This window comes from Lelliottia nimipressuralis, from assembly GCF_004402045.1.
GTDB classification, from domain to species: Bacteria; Pseudomonadota; Gammaproteobacteria; order Enterobacterales; family Enterobacteriaceae; genus Enterobacter; species Enterobacter chinensis.
Genome location: NZ_SOMG01000030.1, coordinates 258,820 through 278,431, shown reverse-complemented (window position 1 = coordinate 278,431; position 19,612 = coordinate 258,820). Strand labels below are relative to the sequence as shown.

At 55.3% G+C, this 19,612-nt stretch carries 21 protein-coding genes; 8 read left to right on the top strand and 13 right to left on the bottom strand.

From position 1 onward, the window contains the following. From E3U32_RS18955 to E3U32_RS18945, 3 genes are read left to right on the top strand one after another with little or no spacing between them, the layout of a single operon-like run. The gene (locus E3U32_RS18955) at positions 1–816 is read left to right on the top strand and encodes an amino acid ABC transporter ATP-binding protein (protein WP_134350006.1); all 816 of its coding nucleotides are present in this window, start codon (positions 1–3) and stop codon (positions 814–816) included. Then, entirely contained in the window at positions 816–1,592 is a 777-nt protein-coding gene (locus tag E3U32_RS18950) for an amino acid ABC transporter permease (RefSeq protein WP_134350005.1), read from the top strand. Before E3U32_RS18955 ends, E3U32_RS18950 begins: the two co-directional genes overlap by 1 nt. Beyond that, positions 1,576–2,262: an amino acid ABC transporter permease gene (locus E3U32_RS18945; protein ID WP_134350004.1), complete on the top strand. Its 687-nt coding sequence runs from the start codon at positions 1,576–1,578 to the stop codon at positions 2,260–2,262. Before E3U32_RS18950 ends, E3U32_RS18945 begins: the two co-directional genes overlap by 17 nt. On the opposite strand, the gene fumD is transcribed toward E3U32_RS18945, so the two are convergent. From fumD to E3U32_RS18925, 4 genes are all read right to left on the bottom strand, one after another. Then, positions 2,243–2,452 carry a fumarate hydratase FumD gene (gene fumD / locus E3U32_RS18940; protein WP_134350003.1) on the bottom strand — a complete coding sequence of 70 codons (210 nt, stop codon included), beginning with the start codon at positions 2,450–2,452 and terminating at the stop codon, positions 2,243–2,245. The genes E3U32_RS18945 and fumD overlap by 20 nt on opposite strands. Before the next feature lie 110 nt (positions 2,453–2,562). Next, positions 2,563–3,375 (bottom strand): MetQ/NlpA family ABC transporter substrate-binding protein, encoded by an 813-nt coding sequence (locus tag E3U32_RS18935; RefSeq protein WP_134350002.1) that lies wholly within the window; start codon positions 3,373–3,375, stop codon positions 2,563–2,565. A 23-nt stretch (positions 3,376–3,398) separates the two neighbouring features. Next, a complete protein-coding gene (locus E3U32_RS18930; protein ID WP_047348818.1) occupies positions 3,399–4,067 on the bottom strand; it encodes a methionine ABC transporter permease in 669 nt (222 codons plus the stop codon). Beyond that, on the bottom strand, positions 4,060–5,082 hold the full coding sequence (locus E3U32_RS18925) for a methionine ABC transporter ATP-binding protein (protein WP_134350001.1): 1,023 nt from the start codon (positions 5,080–5,082) through the stop codon (positions 4,060–4,062). Before E3U32_RS18925 ends, E3U32_RS18930 begins: the two co-directional genes overlap by 8 nt. 400 nt (positions 5,083–5,482) lie before the next feature. Here E3U32_RS18925 and E3U32_RS18920 point away from each other — a divergent pair, with 400 nt between their 5' ends. The 5 genes from E3U32_RS18920 to lpp all read left to right on the top strand — a co-directional run bounded on the left by E3U32_RS18920 (position 5,483) and on the right by lpp (position 10,355). Then, positions 5,483–6,853: a pyridoxal-phosphate dependent enzyme gene (locus E3U32_RS18920; protein ID WP_134350000.1), complete on the top strand. Its 1,371-nt coding sequence runs from the start codon at positions 5,483–5,485 to the stop codon at positions 6,851–6,853. 11 nt (positions 6,854–6,864) lie between these two features. Next, positions 6,865–8,010 (top strand): trans-sulfuration enzyme family protein, encoded by a 1,146-nt coding sequence (locus tag E3U32_RS18915; RefSeq protein WP_134350748.1) that lies wholly within the window; start codon positions 6,865–6,867, stop codon positions 8,008–8,010. 73 nt (positions 8,011–8,083) lie between these two features. Further along, entirely contained in the window at positions 8,084–8,380 is a 297-nt protein-coding gene (gene ynhH, locus E3U32_RS23975) for a protein YnhH (RefSeq protein WP_435659351.1), read from the top strand. Positions 8,381–8,387: 7 nt separating this feature from the next. Next, positions 8,388–9,809 carry a pyruvate kinase PykF gene (gene pykF, locus E3U32_RS18910; protein WP_047348822.1) on the top strand — a complete coding sequence of 474 codons (1,422 nt, stop codon included), beginning with the start codon at positions 8,388–8,390 and terminating at the stop codon, positions 9,807–9,809. Between the two features lie 309 nt (positions 9,810–10,118). After that, positions 10,119–10,355, top strand: a complete 237-nt coding sequence (lpp, locus tag E3U32_RS18905) for a murein lipoprotein Lpp (RefSeq protein WP_001082307.1) — start codon at positions 10,119–10,121, stop codon at positions 10,353–10,355. A gap of 60 nt (positions 10,356–10,415) precedes the next feature. Here lpp and ldtE read toward each other — a convergent pair whose 3' ends face one another. From ldtE to E3U32_RS18855, 9 genes are all read right to left on the bottom strand, one after another. Continuing rightward, the gene (gene ldtE / locus E3U32_RS18900) at positions 10,416–11,429 is read right to left on the bottom strand and encodes a L,D-transpeptidase LdtE (protein WP_134349999.1); all 1,014 of its coding nucleotides are present in this window, start codon (positions 11,427–11,429) and stop codon (positions 10,416–10,418) included. Between the two features lie 97 nt (positions 11,430–11,526). Continuing rightward, positions 11,527–11,943, bottom strand: coding sequence for a cysteine desulfuration protein SufE (gene sufE / locus E3U32_RS18895; protein WP_134349998.1), 417 nt, complete (start codon positions 11,941–11,943; stop codon positions 11,527–11,529). A gap of 14 nt (positions 11,944–11,957) precedes the next feature. Next, positions 11,958–13,178: a cysteine desulfurase SufS gene (sufS, locus tag E3U32_RS18890; protein WP_134349997.1), complete on the bottom strand. Its 1,221-nt coding sequence runs from the start codon at positions 13,176–13,178 to the stop codon at positions 11,958–11,960. Next, positions 13,175–14,446 (bottom strand): Fe-S cluster assembly protein SufD, encoded by a 1,272-nt coding sequence (gene sufD, locus E3U32_RS18885; protein WP_134349996.1) that lies wholly within the window; start codon positions 14,444–14,446, stop codon positions 13,175–13,177. The genes sufS and sufD overlap by 4 nt, the downstream gene beginning before the upstream one ends. Further along, positions 14,421–15,167 (bottom strand): Fe-S cluster assembly ATPase SufC, encoded by a 747-nt coding sequence (sufC, locus tag E3U32_RS18880; RefSeq protein ID WP_014831592.1) that lies wholly within the window; start codon positions 15,165–15,167, stop codon positions 14,421–14,423. Before sufC ends, sufD begins: the two co-directional genes overlap by 26 nt. A 9-nt stretch (positions 15,168–15,176) precedes the next feature. Continuing rightward, positions 15,177–16,667 (bottom strand): Fe-S cluster assembly protein SufB, encoded by a 1,491-nt coding sequence (gene sufB / locus E3U32_RS18875; protein WP_134349995.1) that lies wholly within the window; start codon positions 16,665–16,667, stop codon positions 15,177–15,179. 8 nt (positions 16,668–16,675) lie between these two features. Beyond that, on the bottom strand, positions 16,676–17,044 hold the full coding sequence (gene sufA, locus E3U32_RS18870; protein ID WP_134349994.1) for a Fe-S cluster assembly scaffold SufA: 369 nt from the start codon (positions 17,042–17,044) through the stop codon (positions 16,676–16,678). A gap of 307 nt (positions 17,045–17,351) precedes the next feature. After that, on the bottom strand, positions 17,352–18,086 hold the full coding sequence (locus E3U32_RS18860; RefSeq protein ID WP_134349993.1) for a MerR family transcriptional regulator: 735 nt from the start codon (positions 18,084–18,086) through the stop codon (positions 17,352–17,354). Between the two features lie 188 nt (positions 18,087–18,274). Beyond that, on the bottom strand, positions 18,275–19,495 hold the full coding sequence (locus tag E3U32_RS18855) for a diguanylate phosphodiesterase (RefSeq protein ID WP_134349992.1): 1,221 nt from the start codon (positions 19,493–19,495) through the stop codon (positions 18,275–18,277). Positions 19,496–19,612: the final 117 nt, after the last annotated feature.

The following is a 19,612-nucleotide window of genomic DNA, read 5'->3' as shown; positions in this document are numbered from 1 at the left end:
ATGCTCTCAGGTTTATTCTCACACTCCGCGGCCGGTGCCGCGGATTTTTCACATCTGGAACAGGCCAGCGTCGAGTTTCGTCATGTGGACAAACGCTACGGTGACCATCAGGTTTTAAACGACATTAACCTCACCATCACGCCCGGTGAAGTGGTTGCCATCCTCGGCCCTTCGGGCTCCGGTAAATCCACCCTGATTCGTCTTATCAACCAGCTTGAAACCCTGAGCGGCGGAGAGATTCTGGTCGACAACAAGCCTACCGGAAAGCTTTCCGCTTCCGGGCTGCGCCAGCTGCGAAGCCGCGTGGGGTTTGTGTTCCAGCAGTTCAATCTGTATGCCCATCTCACCGCCAGCCAGAATATCACCCTGGCACTGGAGCACGTTCACGGCTGGAAACCGCTGCCTGCCCAGGAGCGCGCGCTGGCCCTGCTGGAGAAAGTCGGAATGCTGGAAAAGGCCCACCATTTCCCCGCAGAGCTTTCCGGTGGACAGCAGCAGCGCGTGGCGATTGCCCGCGCCCTGGCCTCTTCACCGCAGATAATCCTGTTCGATGAACCTACCTCCGCGCTGGATCCAGAGATGATTGGCGAAGTGCTGTTTGTGATGAAAGCCCTTGCCCACAGTGGGATCACGATGATTGTGGTGACCCATGAGATGCAGTTCGCCCGGGAAATTGCCGATCGGGTGGTCTTTATCGACGGGGGGCAAATTCTGGAAATTGCCCCCCCGGCGCAATTTTTCAGCCAGCCCTCGCATCCGCGTGCGCAGCGGTTCCTGCAAAAGGTGCTGAACCCGCTGCATCAGGAGCATCTGTAATGCCCGCGCTCGACTGGCAGGGGGTACTGACCGGACAGCCTCTGCAGTGGATCCTCTCCGGATTTCTCACCACCCTGTGGGTGACCCTTGCGGGAGTCATGCTGGCCAGCCTGCTTGCACTGCTCTTTATGCTCCTGCGCCTTTCCGGCGGGCGCGTCGGGAATGCGGTCGTCAGCAGCTGGGTATCGCTGTTTCGCAATACGCCGCTGCTGGTCCAGCTGCTGTTCTGGTATTTTGCCGCCTGGAACGGGCTACCGCAGGCGTTTCGCGACGTGGTAAACGCGGATCACAGCTGGTCAATTCTGCCCGGCGACGTCTGGTGGTTTACGCCCGAGTTTCTCTGTTCCGCCTGGGGGTTGGGTGTTTTTACCTCGGCGTTTTTAATCGAAGAAGTGGAATCTGGATTGCGTTCTGTTCCGGCCGGGCAGCGGGAGGCAGCGCTTGCACAGGGATTCTCCGCGTGGCGCCTGTTTCGTTACATCCTTCTGCCGCAGGGGCTGGCCAACGCCTGGCAGCCGGTTGTGGGGCAGTATCTTAATCTGATGAAGCTCTCCTCGCTCGCCAGCGGGATTGGCTTTGCCGAACTGACCTATCAGGTCAGGCAGATTGAGAGCTATAACGCGCACGCGCTGGAGGCATTTACCCTCGGTACCGCACTCTATCTCCTGACCGGTCTGGTGATGGGGATGGTGCTGGTTCGCATCGGACCTCAAGCGAAACATAAAAGCCCGATCGTCGTCACCTCAGGGAGTGAAAAACATGATTGCCGGACTTAATGTCATTGCCGATAACATTGACTATCTGCTGTGGGGGCGTGCGGCAACCGGTGAACCGGGTGGCGTATTGCTCTCGTTAATGATGGCGATTGGCGCAGCGGTCATCGCCCTGCCCGGTGGAGTTGCGCTCGCGTGTCTGGCCTGGCGCTTTACCGGGCTCGTGCGTAACGCCCTCTTTTTGTGGGCTGAGCTGATTCGCGGTATCCCGCTTATCTTCGTGATTTTCTGGATGTGGTATCTCCTGCCGCTCATCACCGGGGGCGACCTGCCGGGGGCGCTGACCGTCACGCTGGCCCTGGCCTGGTTTACGGCGGCAACCGTAATGCACTCGGTGCTGGCCGGGCTTAACGCGCTGCCGTCCGGGCAGTATGAAGCCGCGCTGTCTCAGGGGTTCAGCACCCAGCAAACGCTGTGGCGCGTACTGCTGCCGCAGGCGCTGAGGAATATTCTGCCGTCGCTGGTGGGTATTTTTATCAGCCTGCTGAAGGATACGTCGCTGGCGTTTATCGTGAACGTACCAGAACTGACCACGGTGGCAGGACAGGTCAACAACCGGGTGCAAATCTACCCGGCGGCCATTTTTATCTTTACGGGCGTGGTCTACTACCTGCTCTGCTGCTCGCTTGAGCAGTTTGCGAAGCGCTGGCGCATTACCCGGCCAGCGCTTTAACTACCGTTTCCATCGCCTGCGTGGTTAACGCGCTACGCTGTACGCGCTGGTTCGCCAGCGCCGTACGCAGCACCCCGGCAATGACAATATGCTTTGGCTCCTGCCCTAAATCACGCATCTCCAGAACGACCTTTCCGACCACCCGGCACATCTCCTGGTACAGCGCTTCATCTTTGGTAACATTACCCATCGTCATCACTCCATTGCCTTTTAAACGTTGAGCTTAAATGATTCTCCTGCCGGATACAAAAAAGAAGCCCGGCGAGAGACTCGCCGGGCTTCATCTGTAAAATCAGCTAATTAGTTGTTTACTGGAATGACCGCGCCTTTGTACTTAGTGCGGATCCAGTCCTGAATCTCTTTCGAGTGCAGCACGTTCACCAGCGCGACGATATCTTTCTTCTTCTCGTCACCGCGATGAACGGTAATGATGTTGGCGTACGGGTTATTTTCACCGCTCTCAACGGCAATCGGGTCATGAACCGGATCCAGACCAGCGTCAATCGCGTAGTTGGCGTTAATCACCACCGCATCGCCTTCGTTGTTGTTGTACATCTGCGGCAGCAGGGACGCTTCCACGTTAGGCGTGAACTTCAGTTTTTTCGGGTTCTCCACGATGTCGCTGATGCGCGCGGTCACTTTGTCGATGCCCGGCTTGAGCTTGATCACGCCCTCTTTCTCGAAGATAGAGAGAATGCGGCCCTCTTCAGAAACGGCGTCGCGCATGATGATCTTGCCGCCTTCCGGCAGGTCCTTCAGCGACTTGTATTTTTTGGAGTAAATGCCGATGGGCTCAATGTGGATCGCGCCCGCGCTGACAAAATCGTAATCCTTATCGCCCGCGTGATCTTTCAGCACGCTGTTAAGGTATGGAATGTGCTGGAAATAGTTGGCGTCAATGTCACGCCCGGCCAGCGCGGTGTTGGGCAGAATGTAGTCCTGGAAAGGTTTGATCTCCAGGTCGATACCCTGCTTCGCCAGAATCGGCTTTGCCTGCTCCAGAATTTCGGCGTGCGGCGTGTTGGATGCCCCCACGGTCAGGGTATCAGCCCAGGAGGCGAAGCTCAGGGCGCTCAGGGTTGCTGCGGCGATCAGTGTCAGTGTCTTTTTCATGATGTGGTTCCTGTGTGTATTTATTAGCGTTTATCTAACAGAGAAGTAATGGCGTCGCCGCAGAACTGGATAATGAAAACGATGATCAGAATGGTCACCGTTGCCACCAGCGTGACGTCACCATGGTTGCGCTGGAATCCTTCCAGATAAGCCAGATTTCCCAAACCACCGGCGCCAATCACCCCCGCCATGGCGCTGTAGCTCACCAGCGCAATCAGCGTTACCGTAATTCCTGATACCAGTGCAGGTGATGATTCCGGCAGTAAAACCCGAAACACTAACGTGCTCAGTCGCGCGCCCATCGAGCGCGTCGCTTCTATCACGCCTTTATCCACTTCACGCAGGGCAATCTCCACCAGGCGTGCGTAGAACGGTGCGGCGCCCACAATCAGCGCCGGCAGTGCCGCGTTGGCACCAAGAATGGTGCCCACGACGGTCTTGGTGAACGGGATCAGCAGGACAATCAGAATGATGAACGGAATCGAGCGGAACACGTTCACCACAATCGAAATGACGCTATAGACCGTGCGGTTGTGAAACAATCCGCCGCGCGCGGTTAAAAACAACGCCAGGCCCAGCACGATCCCCAACACAAAGGTCGCCACGCCGGACAGTGCGGTCATGTACAGCGTTTCCAGCGTCGCCGCCCAGAGTTGATCCCACTTGAGATGCGGAAAGAGATCCTCAGCCATGTTTAACGACCTCGCCTTCAATATCGCTGTGCTTCAGGTCGGCGAGGATATTGTTCAGTTGTTCATCGGATGCCATGACGTGCACCCAGAGCTGACCAAACACGCCGTGGGCGGTTTGCGTCATTTTTCCGTGCAGAATGTTAAACGTCAGGCCGTAGCGCAGGGTCAGTTCACCCACAACCGGTTTATGCGTGCTGTGGCCGGTAAAGGTCAGCCTGATGACCGTGCCTTCCAGATCGTTTGCCAGTTCAGTATTGAAGGTTTCGTCCTCGGCATACTGACTCACCTGGCGGACAAACTGCCGGGTGATCGGCTGCTGTGGATGGGTAAAGACGCTCAGCACGTCCCCCTCTTCCACCACTTTGCCGTTTTCCATCACCGCCACGCGGTCGCAGATTTTGCGCACCACATGCATTTCGTGCGTGATCAGCACGATGGTCAGTTTAAAACGACGGTTAATGTCCAGCAGCAGATCGAGGATCTGATCGGTGGTCTGTGGGTCGAGTGCGGACGTGGCTTCATCACAGAGCAGCACATCGGGATTATTGGCCAGCGCACGCGCAATACCTACGCGCTGCTTTTGCCCGCCGCTAAGCTGTGACGGGTACGCATGCTCGCGGCCTTTCAAACCGACAAGTTCGATAAGCTCGGCCACGCGGGCCTTAATGTCAGCTTTAGATACCCCGGCGATTTGCATGGAGAAAGCGATATTTTCACTCACCGTACGCGACCACAGCAGGTTGAAATGCTGGAACACCATGCTGATCTTCAGACGCGCCTGGCGTAAGGCTTCACCTTTAGCGGCAGAAATGTTCTGCCCGTTGATGGTTACGCTGCCGGTGCTGGGTTTTTCCAGACCGTTCAGCAGGCGAATAAGCGTACTTTTACCTGCCCCGCTGTAACCGATAATCCCGTATATCTGCCCCTGTGCTATCGTCAAATTGACGTTATCAACGGCCGTGAGTGCCACCTTTCCGTTGTCAAAAACCTTCGAAATATTGCTCAGTACAATCATTCTTATTCGTTATCCGTGCCGCCCGTGGCGGTTTAGCAGTATGGATGTCTAAACGATAGTAAACAGGCGTTATCAGCTTTTAAATGAACAAAAAAGAATGTGTTATAACTTTCGGAAATAAACAGCGGATTTACCGGGTGGGCAGCATTTAGACCAATTTCAGCAATGAATATCTGCCAGATGCATATCTTCTGGCTCACGCCCGCAAAAAACGGTCATTTTTGCAGCATTTTATGCCAGTATAGCCATCCTCACATCCAGACAACTTTACGTCTTGCTGTCCTGACATCCAAAAACGTCATTTATATTCCTTTCCGTTCTAAAAGGCAGTGAATGGTTCTTTATTGCGGAAATTTCACCGCCCTATCATCCCGTCATGACATCCAGAAAGGAAAACATCATGACGATTTACCACTCCGTCACCGAACTGATTGGCCGTACTCCGCTTATCCAGCTGCACAAGCTTGATACCGGTCCCTGCTCGCTGTTTCTGAAGCTGGAAAACCAGAATCCGGGCGGCTCTATTAAAGATCGCGTGGCGATGTCGATGATTAACGAAGCGGAACGTACCGGCCAGCTGCAGCCGGGCGGCACGATCGTTGAGGCAACGGCGGGCAATACCGGTCTCGGCCTGGCCCTGATCGCCGCCCAGAAAGGCTACTCGCTGATCCTGGTGGTGCCGGACAAAATGAGCCGCGAGAAGATTTTCCACCTGCGCGCGCTGGGGGCTCAGGTGGTGCTGACCCGCTCCGACGTCAATAAGGGCCATCCCGCCTATTACCAGGATTACGCCCAGCGTCTGGCCAATGAGCTGCCTGGCGCGTTTTACATTGATCAGTTCAATAACGAAGCCAACCCGCTGGCACACCGTACCACCACGGCACCGGAACTGTATGAGCAGCTTGACGGCAAGATCGACGCCATCGTGGTGGGCGTCGGTTCTGGCGGTACGCTGGGCGGCCTGCAGGCGTGGTTCGCCGAGCATTCTCCGCACACGGAGTTTATCCTCGCGGACCCGGCCGGATCCGTGCTGGCCGACCAGGTAGAAACCGGACGTTACCACGATGCAGGCTCATGGCTGGTTGAGGGGATCGGTGAAGACTTTATTCCTCCATTGGCCCACATCGAAGGCGTGAATCGCGCCTGGCGCATCACCGACCGCGAAGCGTTCACCACCGCGCGCGATCTACTGAAAACGGAAGGCATTCTTGCGGGCTCCTCCAGCGGCACGCTGCTGGCGGCCGCGCTGAAGTATTGCCAGGCGCAGACCACGCCGAAACGCGTGGTGACCTTCGCCTGCGACAGCGGCAACAAATATCTCTCGAAGATGTTCAACGATGACTGGATGCGTCAGCAAGGGCTGATCGCACGCCCGCAGGCAGGCGATCTCTCCGACTACATCGCCCTGCGTCACGATGAAGGCGCCACCGTTACCGCCGCTCCGGATGACACGCTTTCTACCGTACTGGCGCGCATGCGTCTGTATGACATTTCCCAGCTGCCGGTGCTGGAGAACGGCAAGGTGGTGGGCATTATCGACGAATGGGATCTTCTGCGGCATATCGGCGGCGACGGCGATCGCTTCGCGCTTCCGGTGACGGCGGCCATGACGCGTCAGGTGGAGTTCCTTGATAAACACGCCCCGGAAAGCGCCCTGAACGCCATCTTCGACCGCGGTCTGGTGGCCGTGATTAATGACAATGACCGCTTTCTGGGTCTGATTACGCGCAGCGACGTGCTGACCGCATGGCGCAACCGCCTACAGCAATAAAGGAATAGATGATGAAAAACCTGGCAACCCTGAGCGTCCACAGCGGCGAGTTCAACGATCAGCACGGCGCGGTGATGCCGCCGATTTACGCCACCTCGACGTTTGCGCAACCCTCTCCCGGAGAACATACCGGCTATGAATATTCCCGCAGCGGCAACCCGACTCGCCACGCGCTGGAGACCGCCATCGCCGAACTGGAAGGCGGCACGCGCGGCTACGCGTTTGCTTCCGGTCTGGCGGCTATTTCCACGGTGCTCGAACTGCTGGATAAAGACAGCCACATTGTCGCCATTGATGATGTTTACGGCGGGACGTATCGCCTGATTGAAAACGTGCGCAAGCGCAGCACCGGCCTGCAGGTCAGCTGGGTTAAACCGGACGACCTGGCCGGGCTTGAGGCCGCCATTCGTCCGGAAACCCGCATGGTGTGGGTCGAAACGCCAACCAACCCGCTGCTAAAGCTGGCGGATCTGGCGGCTATTGCGGCAATCGCCCGTCGTCATAACGTCATCAGCGTGGCGGATAACACCTTCGCGTCGCCGGTTATCCACCGTCCGCTGGAGTCGGGTTTCGATATCGTGGTGCACTCCGCCACCAAATACCTGAACGGCCACTCAGACGTGGTGGCCGGACTGGCGATTGTCGGGGACAACAAGGAACTGGCGGATAAGCTGGGTTATCTGCAAAACGCGGTGGGCGGCGTACTGGATCCGTTCAGCAGCTTCCTGACCCTGCGTGGTATTCGCACCCTTGCGCTGCGCGTCGAAAAGCACAGCACCAACGCGCTGGCGATTGCGCAATGGCTCGAGCAACATCCTCTGGTCGAAAAAGTATTCTATCCCGGCCTGGAATCGCACCCGCAGTATCAGCTTGCCCGCACGCAGATGGCGCTGCCCGGTGGGATGATTTCCGTCGTGGTAAAAGGCGATGCGCAACGCGCAACGGAAGTGATCCGCAACCTGAAATTGTTTACCCTCGCGGAAAGCCTGGGCGGCGTGGAAAGTCTTGTGAGCCAGCCTTACAGCATGACGCACGCCTCAATTCCGCTTGAGCAACGGCTGGCAAACGGCATTGTACCGCAGCTGATCCGCCTGTCGGTGGGGATTGAAGATCCGAAAGACCTGATTGCCGACCTCAGCCAGGCGCTGCAAAAATAAGCAAAATGCGGCAGGTCAATCACCTGCCGCCATAAGTTGTCATCATGGCTTAACGCCTTGATAACAATATTATGTGAAACTGCACAGATTATTTCTGAAACACCGTTTCCATTTTCCTTTTATCTTAAAACCAGCGTATAATGCGCGCCTAATCCCTGGTGAATGGTTTCAGCGCTTGGAATACAAAAAACAACGTACAACTTCTCCTCTCCTTCGTTGGGCTGTCACTCAGGCACACTTTCTTCTGCACGCTCATTTGATGTCTCCTATCCTTAGTGCGTGTCATATACTCTTTTGCAACACAGGTTTGACTCCGCGGCGGTGCGCCCCCGGAGCGAGATTTCCATATCCTTCCCAACTTAAAGACTAAGACTGTCATGAAAAAGACGAAAATTGTTTGTACTATCGGCCCGAAAACCGAATCTGAAGAGATGCTGACCAAAATGCTGGACGCCGGCATGAACGTGATGCGTCTGAACTTCTCCCACGGTGACTACGCAGAACACGGTCAGCGTATCCAGAACTTGCGCAACGTGATGAGCAAGACCGGTAAAAAAGCCGCCATCCTGCTGGACACCAAAGGTCCAGAAATCCGTACCATCAAACTGGAAGGCGGTAACGACGTTTCTCTGAAAGCGGGCCAGACCTTCACTTTCACCACCGACAAATCCGTGGTCGGCAACAATGAAATCGTTGCAGTGACCTATGAAGGCTTCACCAGCGACCTGTCCGTTGGTAACACCGTGCTGGTAGACGATGGTCTGATCGGTATGGAAGTCACCGCTATCGAAGGTAACAAGGTTATCTGTAAAGTGCTGAACAACGGCGACCTGGGCGAGAACAAAGGCGTTAACCTGCCGGGCGTTTCCATCGCGCTGCCAGCGCTGGCTGAAAAAGACAAACAAGACCTGATCTTCGGTTGCGAGCAAGGCGTTGACTTCGTTGCTGCTTCCTTCATCCGTAAACGTTCCGACGTGGTTGAAATCCGCGAGCACCTGAAAGCGCACGGCGGCGAGAAGATCCAGATCATCTCCAAAATTGAAAACCAGGAAGGCCTGAACAACTTCGACGAAATCCTCGAAGCGTCTGACGGCATTATGGTTGCCCGTGGCGACCTGGGCGTTGAAATCCCGGTTGAAGAAGTGATCTTCGCGCAGAAGATGATGATCGAGAAATGCGTTCGCGCGCGTAAAGTGGTTATCACCGCAACGCAGATGCTGGACTCCATGATCAAAAACCCACGCCCAACCCGCGCTGAAGCAGGCGACGTGGCTAACGCCATCCTCGATGGTACGGATGCCGTTATGCTGTCCGGCGAATCCGCGAAAGGTAAATATCCGCTGGAAGCAGTGTCCATCATGGCCACCATCTGCGAACGTACCGACCGCGTAATGAAGAGCCGTCTGGACTACAACAACGACAGCCGCAAGCTGCGCATCACCGAAGCGGTGTGCCGCGGTGCAGTAGAAACGGCTGAGAAACTGGAAGCGCCACTGATCGTGGTTGCCACTCAGGGCGGTAAATCTGCTCGTGCCGTGCGTAAATACTTCCCGGATGCGACTATCCTGGCGCTGACCACCAACGAAACCACTGCCCGCCAGCTGGTACTGAGCAAAGGCGTGATCCCTCACCTGGTGAAAGAGATCGCTTCTACCGATGATTTCTACCGTCTGGGTAAAGAAGTTGCGCTGGAGCTGGTTGATCGTGGTCTGGCACAAAAAGGGGACGTTGTGGTCATGGTTTCTGGTGCGCTGGTACCAAGCGGAACGACCAATACCGCATCTGTTCACGTGCTGTAATAATTCCCGAACGAATTAATTTTGATTAAAAGCGCCCTCCGGGCGCTTTTTTTATTCCTCGCATTAGCCAAAGTCATTCAAAAAGCAAATCGGGTTTTTCTATTTAATTGCGAATTATCTAAGATGAATCCGATGATAAATGCCTTTTTTTCCTTAGATTTTTGCCCGAAAAGGGCTGATTCGATGCTTCTTTGAGCGAACGATCAAAAATAGGTGTATTCCCATCAAAAAAATATTCTCAACCCAAAAAACTTTGTGTAATACTTGTAACGCTACATGGAGATTAACTCAATCTAGAGGGTATTAATAATGAATCGTACTAAACTGGTACTGGGCGCGGTAATCCTGGGTTCTACTCTGCTGGCTGGTTGCTCCAGCAACGCTAAAATCGATCAGCTGTCTTCTGACGTTCAGACTCTGAACGCTAAAGTTGACCAGCTGAGCAACGACGTGAACGCAATGCGTTCCGACGTTCAGGCTGCTAAAGACGACGCAGCTCGCGCTAACCAGCGTCTGGACAACCAGGCTACTAAATACCGTAAGTAATAGTACCTGTTAATAAAATGGCGCACATTGTGCGCCATTTTTTTTGCCTGCGTCAAACCCCTACTGCATCACCTTCTCCCCTTCATTTTCCGCTACCGCTGCAGGCACCCGACTGTTCTGCACAGACAACACGTTATTACTGGCTGACGGGACGCTACCCGACGACACGACAACCGGGATCCCGGCACGGCGTGACAGGGCTTTATTAATAAGCGCCTTATCGCTTCCAGACTGAGAAACAAAGCTCGCAAAGTCTGCGGAATGGGTAATTGGCGAGACCTGTGGGTTTTCTCCCTCTGCCTGCGCCAGCGGACGGTGGACTTCAATATAGCGTTTGCCATCCGGCTCAACGGAGAACTTCACCGGTTCATTGATAATCTGTACGCGTGTGCCCACCCGTACCTGTTCGAACAGGGCTTTAATATCCGGGGCATTCATCCGCATACAGCCGGAACTGACCCGCAGACCGACGCTGTCCGGCGCGCTGGTGCCGTGGATCAGATATTCCCCATTGCCCACACCTAAACGCAGTGCGAAGCGTCCCAGAGGGTTATTTGGCCCGGCAGGTACTACCGGAGGCAGTTTAATTCCCTGCTCCAGAGAGCGTGCTCTGATGCCCGGTGTGGGTGTCCAGGTGGGATTAGGGATTTTCTGGCTCACGCGCGTGGTCGTGACCGGTGTTTCAAGCCCCAGCTGTCCGATGCCGAGCGGGAAAACCTGAACAATGTTTTCTCCAGGGGGGAAGTAGTAGAGCCGAAGCTCGGCGAGGTTAACCACAATACCCTCGCGCGGCGTGTCCGGCAGCAGCATCTGGGATGGGATGGTAATCACGGTTCCCGGCGCAGGGTTGACCGGCGCAATAGTATTGTTCGTTTCCAGGATCACCTGCGCCGCGGTATTAAACCGGCGGGCGATGGTCTGCAGCTTATTATCCCCTTCCTGTATCGTGTAGGTTTGATTTTGCCCAATCAGACGACTGCCTGCGGGCGGCAACGGATAGTCCATCGCGCGGGCCGAATTAAGTGCACCGAGCGAACTGAGGAGTAATAGAGTTATTAGAGACGCGCGCTTCATGCTGAGATTCCTTATTCACTGGCAGAATGCCAGAAAGCTGAAAAACCAGCGAGGCGGGAACCACCTCGCGAAACAGAATGAATGCTGTTCTGTTAGTCTAGCTAAGGATTGCAGCTTTGGCGCGGATGGCGCGAATCATCGCTTCCAGTCCCTGAGAACGGGACGGGGTGAGGTGTTGGGTCAGGGCCATTTTTTCAAACCACGGGCGGACGTCGAACGCGACAATATCCTGCGCCGACATCCGGTGATAAAGAATAAAGACGACCGCAATAAGCCCTTTTACAATTGCCGCATCGCTGTCGCCGTGCAATTCGACAGTGCCGTCCTCCGACTGCGTCATGACAATCCACACCTGGCTCTGACAGCCCTGAATACTATTCTCCGGGCTATGCGCCTCTTCGCCGAGCGGCGCTAAGCGCTGTCCCAGCTCAATGATATAGAGATACTTCTCTTCCCAGTTTGCGCAACGCGAGAAGTTACGCAGTAATTTATCTTTGTCAGGCAGCTCTGCCATCTTTCGCTTCTCCGTTAGCCCAGCAGCTGGTGAATGCGTTTTAGCCCCGCCACCAGCCTGTCGACCTCTTCCGTTGTGTTGTACATCACCAGCGACGCGCGGCACATTGCCGGTACCTGGTAAAACGCCATCAGCGGCATGGCGCAATGGTGCCCGGTACGGACCGCTACGCCGTAATTATCGAGGAAACTGCCCACGTCATAGGCGTGGTGCTTCCCGAGATTAAACGCGATCACCCCTTGCCGGTCGGCAGGTCCGTAGAGGGTCAGATCCGGCACGCTGGCAAGCTCCGCAAGCGCATAGTGCATCAGCAGCTGTTCGTACTCCTGAATGCTATCAAGGCCGATTGCGGAGACATAAGAAACCGCCGCCCCCAAACCGATAATCCCACCGGTGTTGGGCGTACCCGCCTCAAAACGCCACGGCGCGCGGGCATAGGTGGTGCCTTCCGTCAGGCTAACGGTGGCGATCATCGACCCGCCCCCTTCCCACGGCGGCATCGCCTGCAGGATGTCTTCTTTCACATACAGCACGCCAATCCCGGTCGGCCCATAGAGCTTGTGGCCCGAAAAGACGTAGAAATCGCAGTCCAGCGCCTGGACGTCAACCGCGTGGTGCATCACCGCCTGAGCACCGTCAATCAGCACCTTCGCGCCCGCCTGATGGGCTTTTTCTACAATCTCTGCCACCGGGTTTTCAGTCCCCAGCACGTTGGAGACCTGGGTGACCGCCACCAGCCGCGTGCGGTCATCCAGCAAGGCGTCAAGCTGCTCAAGCTGCAGCGTCCCGTCGACGTTGAGCGGGATTACCCTCAACTGCGCGCCAACGCGCTCGCAGAGCATCTGCCATGGCACGATATTGGCGTGGTGCTCCATCTGGGTGATGATAATGTTATCCCCCGCGTGGACCTGCGCGTTGCCCCAGCTGTTGGCGACAAGGTTGATCCCCTCCGTCGTGCCGCGCACAAACACCAGCTCTTCGGGTGAACGTGCATTGAGGAAGGCGGCAATCTGCGTACGCACATTCTCCATACGCTGGGTGGCTTCTGCGCTGAGCGTATGGATCCCCCGGTGTACGGCGGCATAACCGTGACGATAGAACTCGGCTTCCGCATCCACCACCTGATTCGGCTTTTGCGCGCTGGCCGCGCTGTCCAGATAGGCCAGAGGAAGACCGTTTACTTCACGGGTCAGAACCGGGAAATCTGCCCGCACTTTCTCGACGAGAAAACTCATGCTTCGCCTCCAGGCAAACGCTGGCCAATACGCGCCAGCACCTGCTGTTTTAACTGACCATCGTGCAGCGCTTCCGTCAGTTCGGCGGCAAACGCATAGATAATCATTTTCTGCGCCGCCTGCTGGTCGATACCGCGGGAACGCAGGTAGAACATCTGTTCGTCGTCGATCCGCCCGACCGTCGCGCCGTGGCTGCATTTCACGTCGTCGGCGTAGATCTCCAGCTGCGGTTTGGTGTCCACTTCCGCCAGACGACCTAACAGCAGATTGTTGTTGGTCATTTGCCCGTCGGTTTTAATGGCGTGCTGAGCCACGTTAATCAGGCCGTTAAACACCGCGCGCCCTTTATCACTGACGATGGTTTTGTGCAGCTGACGGCTGTTGCAGTAACCTTTGTTGTGCTCCAGCCAGGTACGCGTGTCGCACACTTCTGATTTAACCGGCATCGCCAGGCTGTTGATGCGCAGCGTGGTGTTTTCACCGTTAAGCTGCGTGCTGGTGTTATGGCGCAGCACCGCTCCGCCAAGCAGGAAGCTATGGCTGTACGCCGCGGCATCCTGACCCAGCACAATGTCATTATGGGCAAAGTGGTGGCTCTGCGGGTTCTCAAACGCCAGCTTGACGTGGTGAAGCTGGGCGTTGGCGGCGACGTTCATCGTCAGGCGCGACCCGGTAAAGTGGCGGGTGTCGCTGAGGCTGACGTAATGTTCGATTACCGTGGCCTCCGCCCCCTCCGCCAGCTCAAGATGGTGGCGATAGTGCGCAGTGTTAATTTCATCGCCGTCCAGACCCTGGGTGATATGCATCAGCAGCAGCGGTTTTGCCGGACGATGATTACGCTTCACGCGGATATGCGTCACGCCGCGGGCCAGGCTCTCAGTCAGGTGCAGGAAGACTTCAGGCTGAACCGGAGCACTCAGGCGCTGGCGATCGTCGTTAATCTCAACCTCAAATCCGCTCTCCTTGAGCGTGTCGCTCAGCTCGGGGCGGAACTGACCATCGACAAACACCAGACGCAGGGCATCAACATTCAGCGCCAGCGCGTCGCGCTGCGCCGGGGTAATATCCGCCAGACGAGTCACAAACTCAGCGTTCAGCAGGCCATCAAGCGGGGTGTATTTCCAGTTCTCATGCTTACGCGTCGGCAGGCCGAGCCGCAACATCTGCTGCAGATGCTGCTGTGCCTGTTCAGAGCGCGTGCCGCCCTGGGCTTCAAACAGCCGGTGCCACTGCTGGAGCGCATTACTGCTGTTCGGTAAGCCAGCCATAGCCCTGCTCCTCCAGTTGTTTAACCAGCGTGAAATCACCGGATTTCACAATACGTCCCTGGTAAAGCACGTGAACGTAATCCGGTTTGATGTAGTCCAGAATGCGCTGGTAGTGGGTGACGATAATGAACGAACGCTTGCCGTCGCGCAGGGAGTTCACCCCGTCAGCGACAATCTTCAGGGCGTCGATATCCAGACCGGAGTCGGTCTCATCCAGAATGCACAGCTCGGGCTCCAGAACCGCCATCTGCAGGATGTCGTTACGCTTTTTCTCGCCGCCGGAAAAGCCAACGTTCACCGAACGCGTCAGCAGATCTTCCGGCATTTTCAGCAGCTTGATCTTCTCTTCCATCAGGTCCTGGAAGTCGAAGCGGTCCAGCGCCTCCAGGCCGCGATACTTGCGCACCGCATTCAGCGCCGTCTGGAGGAAGAACTGGTTACTGACGCCCGGAATTTCTACCGGGTACTGGAAGGCCATAAAGATGCCCTCTCCCGCGCGATCTTCCGGGGACATTTCCAGCAGATCTTTGCCGTTAAACTCGACCGAGCCGTGGGTCACTTCATAATCTTCGCGTCCCGCCAGCGTCGCAGAAAGCGTACTTTTCCCGGAACCGTTCGGTCCCATGATGGCGTGAACTTCACCCGGCTTAACGTCAAAATTGAGGCCACGCAGGATGGCTTTGTCTTCAACGCTAACCTGTAAATCTTTAATGCTTAACATGTGCTTTCCTTAACCGACGCTGTGTTCAAGACTAATGGCGAGGAGTTTCTGGGCTTCAACGGCAAATTCCAGCGGTAGTTCAGAGAACACGTCCTTACAGAAGCCGTTTACGATCATTGAGATGGCATCTTCTTCGCTGATCCCGCGCTGCAGGCAGTAGAAGAGCTGATCTTCCCCAATTCGTGACGTCGTCGCCTCATGCTCAAGCTGGGCGGTGTTATTTCGACACTCAACGTACGGGAAGGTGTGTGCGCCGCAGTCTGCGCCAATCAGCATTGAGTCACATTGAGTAAAGTTTCGCGCATTGGTGGCCGTCGGCATGATTTTCACCAGCCCGCGATAGCTGTTCTGGCTGTGCCCGGCAGAGATACCTTTCGAGATGATGGTCGATTTGGTGTTTTTACCAATGTGGATCATCTTGGTGCCGGTATCCGCCTGCTGATGGCCGCTGGTGAGCGCCACCGAGTAAAACTCACCTATGGAGTTATCCCCGCGCAGGATGCAGCTCGGGTATTTCCAGGTGATGGCAGAGCCGGTTTCTGACTGGGTCCATGACATCTTGCTGTTTTCACCTTCGCACAGCGCGCGCTTGGTGACGAAGTTAAGGATGCCGCCGGTATTGCCGTCGCCGGGGAACCAGTTTTGCACCGTCGAGTATTTCACCTCGGCGTCTTTATGGATGATGACCTCTACCACCGCCGCGTGCAGCTGGTAACTGTCGCGGACCGGGGCGGAGCACCCTTCGATGTAGCTAACGTAGCTGCCTTCGTCTGCCACCAGAATCGTGCGTTCGAACTGACCGGTTTTTTCGGCGTTGATGCGGAAATAGGTCGAGAGCTCCATCGGGCAACGTACCCCTTTCGGCACGTAGATAAAGGTGCCGTCGGAGGCGACCGCTGCGTTGAGCGCCGCAAAGAAGTTGTCGTTAGAGGGCACCACGGTCCCGATGTACTTTTTCACCAGTTCCGGATGATCGTGAATGGCTTCGCCGAAGGAGCAAAAGATAATCCCCTGCTCCGCCAGCTTTTCACGATAGGTTGTGGCCACCGACACGGAGTCAAAGATGGCGTCCACCGCCACCTCTCTGCCTTCGCGAACAGGGACGCCGAGCTGGTTAAAGGCTTCTTCAACCTCTTTACTGAGGAAGCTGTTATCGGCACCGGTTTGCTGCACCGCGCCGGGCTGCGAGGCGCAGGTGTCATCACAGCTGCCGCAGGAGGGCGCGGAGTAGTAGCTGTAATCCTGATAGTTCAGCTTGTCATAGTGCGCTTTCAGCCAGTGCGGTTCTTCCATCTCCAGCCATGCCCGAAAAGCGCTCAGGCGAAATTCCAGCATCCACTCGGGTTCATTACGTTTCGCCGAGATCGCCCGAACGACATCTTCATTAATGCCTTTCGCCAGTTCATCCGTCTGCAGCTGGGTGAAGAACCCTTCTTTATAATTCAGGTGTCCGCCGCTCCAGGTGTTCACATCACTCGTTGCTTCAGTATTACGAGACATAGTACCGCCTATACCCCAAAGCTTTCGCCGCAGCCGCATTCGTTCTGGGCTTTCGGGTTATGAAATTTGAATAACTGGTTTAAGCCTTCGCGGACGTAGTCCACTTCGGTGCCGTCGATAAACGGCATGGCCTGCAGCGCGACGAACAATTTTGCTCCGTCCGTTTCGAATACCAGGTCATCTTTCTCGGGTTCGGTAACGGTGTCGAGCACGTAACCGAAGCCTGCGCACCCGGTCTGTTTGACACCTAAACGCACGCCGAGGATCTCGGGCTTTTTCGCCACCAGCTCGTGAATATGTGCCGCCGCCGCCGGTGTGAGCGTTAAACCGCGCCAGGCAAAATCGGCAGGATTAAAGATTTCTGAATGCAGTTCCATAGGTCCACCTCATCTGATAAGCCATCAGGGTATAACACCATGTTAGTGATAACGATTATCACTTCAACCCTCTGTCAGCAGGGGCATTCATCTAAACCGCCCTTTTTGGCTACTTTTATTAAGCATAGACCCTGTGGAAGGATGCAGGCAGGATGGATTTATTTGTTCAATGCATTGATTAATAATGCATTTCGTCACGACATTTATGACGGAGAGGAGAAAAGTAAAATATGCATCGGAAATGCCTATTTTTGAGATAGTTTTGGTGAGGAAAAGAACAAAAACAAAAAAAGGCCCTTAAGGCCTCTCAGGATCCGTGATGAAATGAGACAGCAAACCCCTGCTCACGCCAGTGATCTAGCTGTTCCTGCTGGCGAGGCGTTGGCAATTTCCCCGTCCAGACGAAGATTTTTTGCCCGGGGAAAAGCTCGGGACGCGGTGAGTCAATCGGTTCTGCCAGCACGTCTATGTGCCAGCCCTTCTGCGATAAGCGCGCAGCTTCCAGCCACAGAGGGGTGCGGTCATCGCATTCCCATCCAATAAGGAGAGCGTCTTTTCCGGCTTTCTTGCGGGACTCCGCCAGACTTGCAATCGCGAATTCGATCAGTACGCCATCAAACAGGCTCGCCATGTGACGTACGGTGTTTTGGTCCTGGTTCATTCGCTGACGGACGGGAGAGATAATATTGTCAATCAACGCATCCATCGCGTGATCGCGGCGGAACTCACCTATTTTGGCGCGCAGCTTTGCCGGGCTGGCGTAACGCAGAACGGTCATCATCTCTTCCTGGAAAGAGACCCAGTTACCCTGCGTCAACACTTCCTTGTTTTCCAGTAAGGCTTTTACTTTTCCGACCGAAACGCCGGTTTTCATCAGGCGTTTGATCTCTTCAATGCGCAGGATATCTTCATCGTCAAACTGACGATGACCCCCTTCGCTTCGCTGCGGCTTCAACAATCCATAACGGCGCTGCCAGGCACGCAGCGTAACGGGGTTGATACCGCATCGTTCGGCCACTTCGCCGATACTGTAATAGGCCATTAACTCCCTCACGCTCAGAACTTCCATACCTAACTGCACCAACCTTATCAGATTGTACACACCATTTGTATAACTAAGGCCGCATTTTGACCAGGTGAATGGGGTGCTCTTCCCTTCACCTGTCAATACATTGTTGTATAAAATTTGCCAGTCGTACAGTTAACTCTGCCCGATTGTGTACAGCTTTATCAGAACTCGAATTTTTTCTCTGGCCACGCAATAGCCGGAATACCGCCGTGCCGGGGGCTGGCAAAAAGATGTCCCTGGAACTGGGAAATTCCCGCGGACTCCAGCCACATCCACTCTTCCGCCTTCTCCACACCCACCGCGCAGAACTGGATCTCAAGCGAGGAACAGCATTTGATAATCGCCTGAATGATGGCCTGTCGAGGACCGCTTTTATGCACGTTCGCGACCAGATCGCGATTAATCTTAATTCTGTCCGGCTGGAACTGAGCCAGCAGCTGTAGCCCCGCAAAACCGGCGCCAAAGTGATCGATCGCCACGCTGAGGCCCGCACTTTTGAGCTGCCTGACCGAATCCGCGAATTCATCAAAACGGGAAATAGCTTCGCTTTCGGTAAACTCCACCACAATTTGCTCGGGCACAAACCCATTTGCTTCAATCGCGGTGAGCAGGAAATCCACGGCATTGGGAATGTTAACCAACGTCATGGGCAGCAGGTTAAGAGATAACGTCTGGTGCTGTAACCCCAGCGCGCTGGCCATGGAAAGCGCCACCTGCTTGCTCTGCAAGTCAGATGCATACACTTCGTCACGCGGGCGGTTGGCGAAATAGACGCCAGGCGAGCCGCCATCAGGGGAGCGGAGTAGTGCCTCCCAGGAGACGACCTGCTGCATAAACGGATCGACTATCGGCTGGAATGCAAAGCTGCAATCTGCCCCTTTCGCGACCACCTCGGGCTGCGCGGACAGGCGCGTCTCTTCGGGAACGAAATCCCATGAATCCGCCGGTGGTAGTTCAAAGTAGTTGGCTTTTTCCGTGGCTTCGACAAACGTGCGGAAAAACTGCAGAGGGCGGTCGTTATACGTCAGCTTGTAACGCGTCGTCCCTTTGTTGAGCACCTGCTGTAGCACCTCATCCCTGTCGAACTGGCGCAAATCAAAAAGCTCCATTCCCACGTTACCAAAACGCCGGACAGGTCCGTGATCGCGCATCAGCTCCACCACGTTATGGTGGCGCGGGTCATTACAGATCTGCTCATAGATGGCAGAAACATGCTCCACTGGCCCTTCAAGCAGCTGAAAAAAATGTGTGCCGTTAAACAGCAGGATCCCCGTGACATTGGATTGCCGGTTTTTACTATTGGCAGCAGCGACCATTGCTTCCAGCGCTTTCACTGGAACGTCCGCGCAGATATGACTGCGGTAAATGATGGTTGTGAGCATGCTATTCCTGAGGGTTAGGGTTTTGGCCACAAAAAAGGTGGATAAGGATCATGTATAGCATATTAATTGCCTGACAAATAATTTACATCTCAACCATTTACGGGAGTTAATGCTACA

What these genes read in the sequence shown, in the direction of transcription:
- lpp (WP_001082307.1), top strand. Translation starts at nt 10,119, where the DNA reads ATGAATCGTACTAAACTGGTACTGGGCGCGGTAATCCTGGGTTCTACT.
- E3U32_RS18950 (WP_134350005.1), top strand. Translation starts at nt 816, where the DNA reads ATGCCCGCGCTCGACTGGCAGGGGGTACTGACCGGACAGCCTCTGCAG.
- E3U32_RS18925 (WP_134350001.1), bottom strand. Translation starts at nt 5,082, where the DNA reads ATGATTGTACTGAGCAATATTTCGAAGGTTTTTGACAACGGAAAGGTG.
- sufE (WP_134349998.1), bottom strand. Translation starts at nt 11,943, where the DNA reads ATGGCAGAGCTGCCTGACAAAGATAAATTACTGCGTAACTTCTCGCGT.
- sufD (WP_134349996.1), bottom strand. Translation starts at nt 14,446, where the DNA reads ATGGCTGGCTTACCGAACAGCAGTAATGCGCTCCAGCAGTGGCACCGG.
- sufS (WP_134349997.1), bottom strand. Translation starts at nt 13,178, where the DNA reads ATGAGTTTTCTCGTCGAGAAAGTGCGGGCAGATTTCCCGGTTCTGACC.
- E3U32_RS18860 (WP_134349993.1), bottom strand. Translation starts at nt 18,086, where the DNA reads ATGGCCTATTACAGTATCGGCGAAGTGGCCGAACGATGCGGTATCAAC.
- pykF (WP_047348822.1), top strand. Translation starts at nt 8,388, where the DNA reads ATGAAAAAGACGAAAATTGTTTGTACTATCGGCCCGAAAACCGAATCT.
- fumD (WP_134350003.1), bottom strand. Translation starts at nt 2,452, where the DNA reads ATGGGTAATGTTACCAAAGATGAAGCGCTGTACCAGGAGATGTGCCGG.
- E3U32_RS18920 (WP_134350000.1), top strand. Translation starts at nt 5,483, where the DNA reads ATGACGATTTACCACTCCGTCACCGAACTGATTGGCCGTACTCCGCTT.
- ldtE (WP_134349999.1), bottom strand. Translation starts at nt 11,429, where the DNA reads ATGAAGCGCGCGTCTCTAATAACTCTATTACTCCTCAGTTCGCTCGGT.
- E3U32_RS18955 (WP_134350006.1), top strand. Translation starts at nt 1, where the DNA reads ATGCTCTCAGGTTTATTCTCACACTCCGCGGCCGGTGCCGCGGATTTT.
- E3U32_RS18930 (WP_047348818.1), bottom strand. Translation starts at nt 4,067, where the DNA reads ATGGCTGAGGATCTCTTTCCGCATCTCAAGTGGGATCAACTCTGGGCG.
- E3U32_RS18935 (WP_134350002.1), bottom strand. Translation starts at nt 3,375, where the DNA reads ATGAAAAAGACACTGACACTGATCGCCGCAGCAACCCTGAGCGCCCTG.
- sufA (WP_134349994.1), bottom strand. Translation starts at nt 17,044, where the DNA reads ATGGAACTGCATTCAGAAATCTTTAATCCTGCCGATTTTGCCTGGCGC.
- E3U32_RS18915 (WP_134350748.1), top strand. Translation starts at nt 6,865, where the DNA reads ATGAAAAACCTGGCAACCCTGAGCGTCCACAGCGGCGAGTTCAACGAT.
- E3U32_RS18855 (WP_134349992.1), bottom strand. Translation starts at nt 19,495, where the DNA reads ATGCTCACAACCATCATTTACCGCAGTCATATCTGCGCGGACGTTCCA.
- sufC (WP_014831592.1), bottom strand. Translation starts at nt 15,167, where the DNA reads ATGTTAAGCATTAAAGATTTACAGGTTAGCGTTGAAGACAAAGCCATC.
- E3U32_RS18945 (WP_134350004.1), top strand. Translation starts at nt 1,576, where the DNA reads ATGATTGCCGGACTTAATGTCATTGCCGATAACATTGACTATCTGCTG.
- sufB (WP_134349995.1), bottom strand. Translation starts at nt 16,667, where the DNA reads ATGTCTCGTAATACTGAAGCAACGAGTGATGTGAACACCTGGAGCGGC.